This is a genomic window from Paraburkholderia strydomiana, assembly GCF_046030495.1.
GTDB lineage: Bacteria > Pseudomonadota > Gammaproteobacteria > Burkholderiales > Burkholderiaceae > Paraburkholderia > Paraburkholderia strydomiana_A.
This window is the reverse complement of sequence record NZ_JAQQCJ010000027.1, coordinates 104,266-113,073: the sequence shown is the minus strand read 5'-3', so window position 1 is coordinate 113,073 and position 8,808 is coordinate 104,266. Positions and strand designations below refer to the sequence as shown.

7 protein-coding genes are annotated in these 8,808 nt (G+C 62.5%); 4 read left to right on the top strand and 3 right to left on the bottom strand.

The window, feature by feature from the left end:
• The 3 genes from PQQ53_RS28525 to PQQ53_RS28515 all read right to left on the bottom strand — a co-directional run.
• The coding region (locus PQQ53_RS28525; protein WP_408327826.1) for an HlyD family type I secretion periplasmic adaptor subunit at positions 1-1,039 on the bottom strand (1,039 nt) is incomplete at its 3' end.
• Positions 1,036-2,754, bottom strand: a complete 1,719-nt coding sequence (locus tag PQQ53_RS28520) for a type I secretion system permease/ATPase (protein WP_408327823.1) — start codon at positions 2,752-2,754, stop codon at positions 1,036-1,038. The genes PQQ53_RS28525 and PQQ53_RS28520, both read right to left, overlap by 4 nt.
• 9 nt (positions 2,755-2,763) lie before the next feature.
• The gene (locus tag PQQ53_RS28515; RefSeq protein ID WP_408327820.1) at positions 2,764-4,185 is read right to left on the bottom strand and encodes a TolC family outer membrane protein; all 1,422 of its coding nucleotides are present in this window, start codon (positions 4,183-4,185) and stop codon (positions 2,764-2,766) included.
• A 451-nt stretch (positions 4,186-4,636) separates the two neighbouring features.
• On the opposite strand from PQQ53_RS28515, the gene PQQ53_RS28510 reads away from it, so the two are divergent.
• The 4 genes from PQQ53_RS28510 to PQQ53_RS28495 all read left to right on the top strand — a co-directional run bounded on the left by PQQ53_RS28510 (position 4,637) and on the right by PQQ53_RS28495 (position 8,729).
• A complete protein-coding gene (locus PQQ53_RS28510; protein WP_408327817.1) occupies positions 4,637-5,815 on the top strand; it encodes a quaternary amine ABC transporter ATP-binding protein in 1,179 nt (392 codons plus the stop codon).
• Positions 5,808-6,710: a choline ABC transporter permease subunit gene (gene choW / locus PQQ53_RS28505; protein WP_408153366.1), complete on the top strand. Its 903-nt coding sequence runs from the start codon at positions 5,808-5,810 to the stop codon at positions 6,708-6,710. Before PQQ53_RS28510 ends, choW begins: the two co-directional genes overlap by 8 nt.
• A 7-nt stretch (positions 6,711-6,717) precedes the next feature.
• Complete coding sequence (locus PQQ53_RS28500) at positions 6,718-7,716, top strand: GlxA family transcriptional regulator (RefSeq protein WP_408327814.1); 999 nt, start codon at positions 6,718-6,720, stop codon at positions 7,714-7,716.
• Between the two features lie 77 nt (positions 7,717-7,793).
• Positions 7,794-8,729 (top strand): choline ABC transporter substrate-binding protein, encoded by a 936-nt coding sequence (locus PQQ53_RS28495; RefSeq protein WP_408141503.1) that lies wholly within the window; start codon positions 7,794-7,796, stop codon positions 8,727-8,729.
• Positions 8,730-8,808: the final 79 nt, after the last annotated feature.

Sequence of the window (8,808 nt, the reverse complement as noted above, 5' to 3'; positions counted from 1 at the left end):
TAATCAGCGGCGCGTCGCTTGGCACCAGATCGAGAATCGGCTCGCGCGGCCCGATGGCCGCGCCGATCGTATGGACCCGCAAAGCCACAATCTCGCCGTCTACCGGCGCCACGATGCGCGTGCGCGCGTTGGTGTCCTGCGCCGGGCGCAACTGCTCCATGATCTGAAGAACTTTCGCCGTCGTGTCCTTCAACTGACCATCGGCCGCTTTCACATAGTCGTTGCGCAGCGTCGCGATCTTCAGATCGAGATCGGTCTGCTTCTGTCGTGCGCGTATCAGTTCCGCCGTATCCGATTGCTGCCGTGACTGGTAATCCGCCGCAGCACGGCGCAACTCCATCATCTTCGTTTCAGTGACGTAGCCCTCGCTGCGAAGCTGCTCATTGACCTGAAGTTCCTGCTTCGAAATGCCGAGACTCCGTTCACTCGTGCCAACGAGCGCGGTCTCGACGGCGATTTCCTGACGTGTCTGCGCTGCCTGTTGCAGCAGCAATGCCAACTGGTCATTCAAGGCTTTCCGTTCCGAATCGAATAGCGTCTGTTCCCGCTGCATCAAGGCGGCAATACGCGGGTCTGACGAGCGCCCCGCGAGATGTGCCGGGAACGCGACCGCGTTTTTCATGTCGCGCTCGGCGGCAAGCCGTGCCGCTTTCGCTTCGTCATCGTCCAGTTGCGACTGCAATGCGGCGACTTCCGAACCGGGCCGCACGTCGTCCAGCGTAATCAATACCTGACCGGCCCTGACGTGGTCGCCGTCCTTCACGTGGATCGCCTTGACGATGCCGCCTTCCTGATGCTGGATGGTCTTGCGTTCGCCATCGTCGCGCACGACACCCTCGGCGACGACCGCACCCGAAAGCGGCGCGAGCCACGCCCAAAGAGTCAACGCTCCGACTCCGGCGGCTAGCACAATGCATCCGGCCGCAATTGTCCTTAGCGGCAGACGCAATGCTTCGCCGGCCGCCTCCAGCGGAGCGGCAGCGGCAAACGCCTGCGTGAGAATGCCGCGAAGAAGCTGAATCACTCGAAGTAGTCTCATGACGTTGAAACCTCCGGACGACGCAGCTGACTGGCAGGCGGTCCAGCGGGCTTTGCCCGCGACCTTAGCCACGCCTCGACCTGGTCGCGCGTCCCGAAGGCTTCGATCTGTCCGCTACGCATCAACATGACCCGATCAGCAATCGACAGCACGCTTTGCCGATGCGATACGACGACGACCGTGACACCATCCTGTTTCAACTGCAGCAACGCGTTGTTCAACAGCCGTTCGCCGTCCACATCGAGATGGGCGTTCGGCTCGTCGAGCAGCACGAGCGCGGGGTCACCGTAAAGCGCGCGAGCCAGCGCGACGGCCTGGCGCTGACCGCCCGATAACGTTTCACCGGCTTCGCCGATTTCCGTTTCATAACCGCCAGGCAGACCGAGGATCAACTCGTGCACACGCGCCCGCTGCGCCGCACGCACGATCGCCTGTGCGTCCGCGGCCGCCGGGTCCGGATTGCGCGCGATATTGCCGGCGACCGTTCCCGAGAACAGTTCGACGTCCTGGGGCACGTAACCAAGAAAGCGGCTGAGCGAGTCACGCGGCCATTGCGCGATATCGGCGCCATCGAGACGAACCGTTCCCGATAGCGGCTCCCACAAACCAGCGAGCAACCGCAAAAGGGTAGATTTGCCAGAAGCACTTGAACCGACAACGACGAGCAGTTGACCTGGCGTCAGCGCAAACTGAATGCCCTTGAGCAGCATGCGTCCACGCGGATCACCCGCGCCTCGACTGTTGAACGTGAGCGCTTCAACGGTGAGCCGTCCTTGAGGTCGAGGCAATTCGACAGGACGCGATGCGGGCGGGCGGCGATAGAGCGCATCCAACCGGCTCCAGCTTTGGCGCACTTCGATGAACTGCTTCCAGCTACCCAGCATCTGTTCGACCGGCGCAAGCGCCTTACCGAGCAGGATGGTGGTGGCGAGCATGACACCCCCCGTGGCAATCTGATTGATGACGAGCCACGCGCCTGCGCCCATCGTCACCACCTGAATCGCCTGGCGCAGTGTTTTGCTGATGTTCCGGTTCAGCGCCGAAGTGTCGGCTGCTTTCGCTTGTGCATCCAGATCGACACGCCGACGCGATGACCACGCGTCAAGCATGGCGGTGTTCATGCCGAGCGCGGTGATGATTTCCGCATGACGGCTGATCTGTGCATATAGCTGATCGGTTTCACGCTGGTGTGCCGTATAGGCGCGCACGCTATTTCGCGTGAGCCGGTCATTGAGCAGCGCGACGCACACGAGCAATGCCGCGCTCGCGATTGCAATGAGTCCGAGCGACCAGTGAAACAGGAACATCAGAGCGAGGTAGATGATCAGCCACGGCATATCCAGAAACGCTGTGATGCCGGACCCCGAGAGAAAGGCTCGTAATGCGGCGACGTCCTGCGCCGTTGCGATATCGGAACGGGGAATGCGGCGGGCCTGGGCTTCGATACGCGCGGCCAGTGCGAGCCGGTCAAGACGATCCGCAAGCTGTCGCCCAAGATCGCTTAACAGGCGGTTGCGCACGACATCGACCGCCAGCATCATCAGCAGTGCAATGCCCATGAAGACCATCAGCATGGCCAGTGTTTCCAGACTACGGCTCGGCAGCACGCGGTCATAGACCTGCAGCAGATACAGCGTGGGAGCGAGAACCAGCAGATTGCTGGCGATGCCGAACAGCGCCGCAAGCCACGCGTGCCGCTTGATTGCATGAAACATGGTGGTTTTCTATTTCTTTGTCTGGTCGGACGGTGACAGGGAGCCATGCCCGGCGAGTTGCGTAAGCGTTGTGCCATCGAGTTGGGCAACGCTTGCCTTGAGGCGGAGGAATTGCATCAAGGTGTCGTAGCGCGCTTTCGACAGATCACGCCGGGTGCCGAATAGCTTGTCTTCTGCATCCAGAACGTCGGCATTGATCCGCACGCCCACCTTGAAGCCCTTCCGGTTCGAGTGCAGCGCCGTTTCGGCCGACTTCTGCGCCGTGAGAAGTGCGGATACCTGCGCGAGCCCGTCGCGTACGCCGAGGAATGCGTTCTGTGCGTCGAGAGCGGCCGTGCGGCGCGCATCATCGAGGTCGTCTTCAGCCTTGTCGCGCAACGCGAGGGCTTCACGCTTTCTGCTCATCGTCGAGAGTCCATCGAATAGCGGAATGCTGATCTGGATGCCGATCTCACCCGACGTGGCGCGGTTGGCGCCCGTATTGAAGTTGGTCTGTCCATTGATGAACGCCGCGTTGCCGTGGCTGACGTTCCCGACGATGGACACGGCAGGCAGATAACCCGCATTGGCCTTGGAGACCTCCCGCCGTGCGATCTCCAGCGCGATCTGCTGTTGCCGCACGTCCAGGCCGGATGCCTGGGCATCCGACGTCCAGCGTTCGGCAGGCTCGGGCGTGAGGGCCGGCAAGAGCGCATCGGCGTCGAGCGGGTCGACGCTATCGACAGCGTGGCCGACTAGCTTTTGTAGAGCGGCGTAACGCGTCGCGAGTACGCTTTGCGCCTGGACAAGATCGGCCCGCGCGGCGTCCGCGCCGGCCTTGATTTCATTCAGATCGACGATGGTTGCCACGCCCAAAGCAAAGCTTCGCTGTGTGAGCGCCAGTTGTTCATCGACAGAACGCTGATGCTCCTGTGCAAGCAGGAAGCCGTCCTTTGCAGCCAGCGCATCGAAGTAGGCCTGCGCCACACGTAGCAGCAAATCCTGCTTTGCGCTGGCGAGAGCAATGCCCGACGCGATGACGGAAAGTCTGCTTTCCTGGTAAATCTCCCAGTCGTCCCACTTGAAGACGGACTGGTTCAGGGACAGCGTTGAACCGACCGTGGAATACTGGACCGAAGGCTGGCCAGGAACGTTGATCGAATTCCTGAAGGCGGACTCACTGAGCGCAAGATGCGGCAACAGCGCGGCGCGTGCCTCGGGTGCCTTTTCAAGGCCTGCACGGAATGCGGCTTCGGCACTCGCAAGTTTGGCGTCATGCGCGAATGCGTCGTCGGCCAGTTCCGACAGGCTCGATGCGTGACTCGACAGGCCTGCCGCGAACACCGTCAGCATGCCCAGCGAAAGGGCGTACTTTTTTCCCAGCCGTACAGCTTGTGCGGCTCGACCCATCCGACCAATCCGAACGGGAGGCCGCAATTTATTGTCGAGCATTACAAGCTCGCAAGCGGTGTAGCCCGGCTTTCTCGCATTTCCAGTGCCTTTTATTAAGTGAGCGCTGAAAAAGAGTATGTTGCCGACGAACGGCCGAAAATCAGATCACTCTGAAAACAACTGAAACTGCACGATTTCTGATAGAGAAATGCCGTTTGAATTTCCAGGCAAACTCAAATCAATCGTTTCCCCGGGGCGCACGCCGCACTCACACTTTTGTCTGCCCGCGCCACGCGTATCTGCTTTGACGCGACATCCCCGCCAAGCCCGGGCAACATCCGCCAAACCCTTACTCCATAAGCCTTCCGCGACCACGAGGGAGCCTGCGCGCGCCACCAGGTGTCGTATTTCCTCATGTGGTTGTCGCAAATAGTCGGCAACGCGCACTTTTTTCTGGCAACTATGTATGCACAGCGCGGACGGGACGTCCGCCAGGCAAGGAGAGCATTCAATGGATTCCCCGAAAGTCGTGGTCGAAGGGCTGTGCAAGGTGTTCGGCTCCAGTCCGAAAGAGGCGCTCGCCATGCTGGCGGCCGGCGCAACCAAAGAGGAGGTGTTCGCGCGCACCGGTCAGATCGTCGGTGTCCACAACGTCTCGTTCGACGTGAAGGAAGGCGAGATCTTCGTGCTTATGGGCCTCTCCGGCTCGGGCAAGTCGACGCTGATCCGTCTGATCAATCGGCTGGTCGAGCCGACGGCGGGCAAGGTGCTGATCGACGGCCGCGACGTGGCGAGCGTGCCGCGCTCGGAACTCATCGCGCTGCGCCGCAAGGACATGAGCATGGTGTTCCAGTCGTTCGCGCTGATGCCGCAGCGCACCGTGCTCTCCAACGCGGCGTTCGGACTGGAAGTGGCGGGCGTCGGCCGCAAGGAGCGCGAAGCGCGCGCGATGACCGTGCTTGAGCAGGTCGGCCTCGCGCCGTTCGCGGAAAAGCTGCCGGCTCAACTCTCGGGTGGCATGCAGCAGCGCGTTGGACTCGCGCGGGCGCTCGCGGTCAACCCGTCGCTGATGATCATGGACGAAGCGTTCTCCGCGCTCGATCCGCTCAAACGCAAGGAAATGCAGAACGTGCTGCTCGAACTGCAACGCGAGCAGCAGCGCACCATCCTGTTCGTGTCGCACGATCTGGAAGAGGCGATGCGCATCGGCACGCGTATCGCGATCATGGAAGGCGGCCGGGTCGTGCAGATCGGCACGCCGCAGGAAATCATCACGAATCCCGCCGACGATTACGTGCGTGCGTTCTTCGAAGGCATCGACACGAGCCGCTATCTGACCGCCGGCGATCTGATGCAGACCGACGCCGTGCCGCTCATGCAGCACTCGCCGCAGATCGACGCGTCGAGCGTCGCGGCCACGCTCAACGGCAGCGCCGATTACGCTTTCGTGCTCGACGGCGAACGCAAGATTCGCGGCTTCGTGTGCCGCGATGCGCTCGGCAGCGCGTCGCCGCAGCTCAACCAGATCGAGTGCATCCGCCGCAGCACGCCGCTCGACGACGTAGTCGAACGTGTGGTGGCGAGCCGCGCGCCACTGCCGGTCGTCGAAGCGGACGGCTCCTACTGTGGTTCGGTCAACAAGACGAACGTGCTGAACGTTCTCACGCGCCATCGAGGTTCCCATGTCTGAAATCATTCCGCTTGGCGCCTGGGTCGATCACGGCGTCCACTATCTGCTCGACCACGACGCGAAGACGTTCGACGCGATCGGCAAGGTCATCGAGAGTTTCGCGGCGCTCGTCGAACACGGCTTGCAGGCCGTGCCGATGTGGGCGCTGATGGCGTTCTTCGTCGGCGTCGGCCTGTGGCGGGTCGGCTGGCGTTTCGCGCTGTTCACGCTGCTGGCGATGCTGCTGATCTACAGCACCGGTTTCTGGGATCAGATGGTGATCACGCTCGGCCTCACGCTGTCGTCGACGGTGATCAGCCTGCTGCTCGGCATTCCGCTCGGCATCTGGATGGCGAAGAGCCGCACGGTCGAGATGATCGTGCGCCCCGTGCTCGACCTGATGCAGACCATGCCCGCGTTCGTCTACCTGATTCCGGCCGCGATGCTGTTCGGCCTCGGCCGCGTGCCGGGCATTCTGTCGACGGTGATCTTCGCGATGCCGCCCGCGGTGCGGCTGACCTCGCTCGGCATCAAGCACGTGAACCGCGAAATTGTCGAAGCGGGTCAGGCGTTCGGCTGCACACCGTGGCAACTGCTCTACAAGGTGCAGTTTCCGAATGCGCTGCCGTCGATCATGACGGGTGTGAACCAGACCATCATGATGGCGCTGTCGATGGTGATCATCGCGTCGATGGTCGGCGCGGGCGGGCTCGGCAACGATGTGCTCGCGAGCATTCAGCGGCTCGATATCGGACTCGGTTTCGAAAGCGGCCTCTCGGTGGTGATGCTCGCGATCATTCTGGACCGCATCACGGAGAGCTTCGGCCGCGCGCCGGGCATGGCGCGCGCGCCGCTGCTGTCGGGCTTGCGCAGCGTGATGAAAGTGCGCCGCGCGCCGGCCGCGCAACACGGTTGAGCCGCCGATGAAGCGCGACGCGCTCACACCGGTCGAGCCCCAGGCGGATTCGCCGTTGGCGGGGCTCGCGCACGTCGGCTTTCTGACGCTGCCGAACTTTTCGATGATCGCGTTCACGAGCGCGGTCGAGGTGCTGCGCATGGCCAATTACGTGGGCCGCGCGCAGCACTACCGGTGGTCGGTCATCACGCCGGACGGCGAACCTGCGCGCGCCAGCAACGGCATCACGGTGAAGCCGACCACGACGCTCGCCGAAGCCGGCATGCCCGACGTGCTGTTCGTGTGCGCCGGCTGGCACGTGCGCGATTACGTCGACGAAACGGTGATCGCCTTGCTGCGCGAAGTCGCCGCGCAAGGCGTTCCGCTCGGCGGCATCTGCACGGGGCCCTATGCGCTGCTGGCCGCGGGCCTGCTCGACGGTTATCGCGCGACCGTGCATTGGGAGGACATGTCGCCGTTGCACAAGCGCTACCCGCACGTGCGTTTCGCCGATGAACTGTTCGTGATCGACCGCGACCGCATGACCTGCACCGGCGGCACCGCGCCGCTCGATCTGATGCTGAAGCTGGTCGGTATGCGTCTGGGCCATGCGGTGGCGGCGCAGGTGTCCGAGCAGTTCATCGTCGAACGGATTCGCGGCTCGACCGACTATCAGCACATTCCCGTCGACGCGCGGGTCGGCTTCTCGCGCGCCGAGCTGATCGAAGTGGTGCGGCTGATGGAAGCGAATATCGAGGAGCCGCTGTCGCTCGACGAACTCGCGCGCCTCGTGCGTCTGTCGCAACGCCATTTGCAGCGCATGTTCAAGATGTTTCTCAACGTCTCGCCGACGCATTACTACCTGACGTTGCGTCTGCGGCGCGCGCGCGAGTTGCTGCGCAATACGGATGCGTCGATTGCGCGGGTCACGACGGTGTGCGGCTTTCATTCGCCGTGTCATTTCAGCAAGGCGTACCGCGCGCAATTCGGCCATGCGCCGAGTGTCGAGCGGCGGCTGTCGGCGTGAAAAAAATCTTCGATCCGGTGCGGCCGGATCGATCGACACAATCAATCTGATCCACCATCCGAGGGAGAGGGAACGCCATGAAACGTCTGTGGGCTGCGTCGTTGTGCGCGCTGTCTGTATCGTCTGCCTTTGCCGCGGAACCCGCCACCTGCCGCAACGTCCGTTTCGCCGATGTCGGCTGGACCGATATCGCGGCGACCACCGGCCTCGCGTCGACGCTGCTCGAAGGACTCGGCTACAAGCCGAGCAAGACGATCGCATCGGTGCCGATTACTTTCGCCGGCGTGAAGGGCAAGCAGATCGACGTATTTCTCGGCTACTGGTCGCCGACCATGGACCCGATGATCGAGCCGTTCAGAAAGAGCGGTCAGATCACCGTGCTGACCCCGCCGAACCTGACCGGCGCGAAGTACACGCTGGCGGTGCCCGATTACACGTATCAGGCGGGCATCAAGACATTCGCTGACATCGCGAAGAATTACGACAAGCTCGACGGCAAGATCTATGGGATCGAGCCGGGCAACGACGGCAATGCCGAGATCCGGAAGATGATCGACAGCAACCAGTTCGGGCTCGGCAAGTTCAAGCTGGTGGAGTCGAGCGAGGCGGGCATGCTGGTCGAGGTGAACCGTGCGATCCGCGACAAGAAGCCGATCGTGTTTCTCGGCTGGGAGCCGCATCCGATGAACGTGCAGATGAAGATCGACTATCTGTCGGGCGGCGACGCGGTGTTCGGCCCGAACTACGGCGAAGCGAAAGTATTGACGGTCACGTCGAACGACTATTCGACGCGCTGTCCGAACGTCGCGAAACTGGTGTCGAACCTGCAGTTCACGACCGACATCGAGAACCACGTGATGCTGCCGATCATGAACAGAACCGATCCGAACAAGGCCGCGCGCGCGTGGCTGAAGGACAATCCGGCCGTGCTGGACAAGTGGCTGGCGGGGGTGAAGACGTTCGACGGCAAGGACGGGTTGCCCGCGGTGAAGGCTTTCATAGCGGGGCAGTGAGCGCTTTGAGTGTTCGTAGCTTTGAGTGTTCGTATTGCCGCGGGCGGCGTCCCGTGGCAGCCGCGCGCAGGCACAGTGA

Excerpts from the sequence above, each read along its gene's own strand:
- PQQ53_RS28500 (WP_408327814.1), top strand. The coding sequence starts at position 6,718 with ATGAAGCGCGACGCGCTCACACCGGTCGAGCCCCAGGCGGATTCGCCG.
- choW (WP_408153366.1), top strand. The coding sequence starts at position 5,808 with ATGTCTGAAATCATTCCGCTTGGCGCCTGGGTCGATCACGGCGTCCAC.
- PQQ53_RS28495 (WP_408141503.1), top strand. The coding sequence starts at position 7,794 with ATGAAACGTCTGTGGGCTGCGTCGTTGTGCGCGCTGTCTGTATCGTCT.
- PQQ53_RS28510 (WP_408327817.1), top strand. The coding sequence starts at position 4,637 with ATGGATTCCCCGAAAGTCGTGGTCGAAGGGCTGTGCAAGGTGTTCGGC.
- PQQ53_RS28515 (WP_408327820.1), bottom strand. The coding sequence starts at position 4,185 with ATGCTCGACAATAAATTGCGGCCTCCCGTTCGGATTGGTCGGATGGGT.
- PQQ53_RS28520 (WP_408327823.1), bottom strand. The coding sequence starts at position 2,754 with ATGTTTCATGCAATCAAGCGGCACGCGTGGCTTGCGGCGCTGTTCGGC.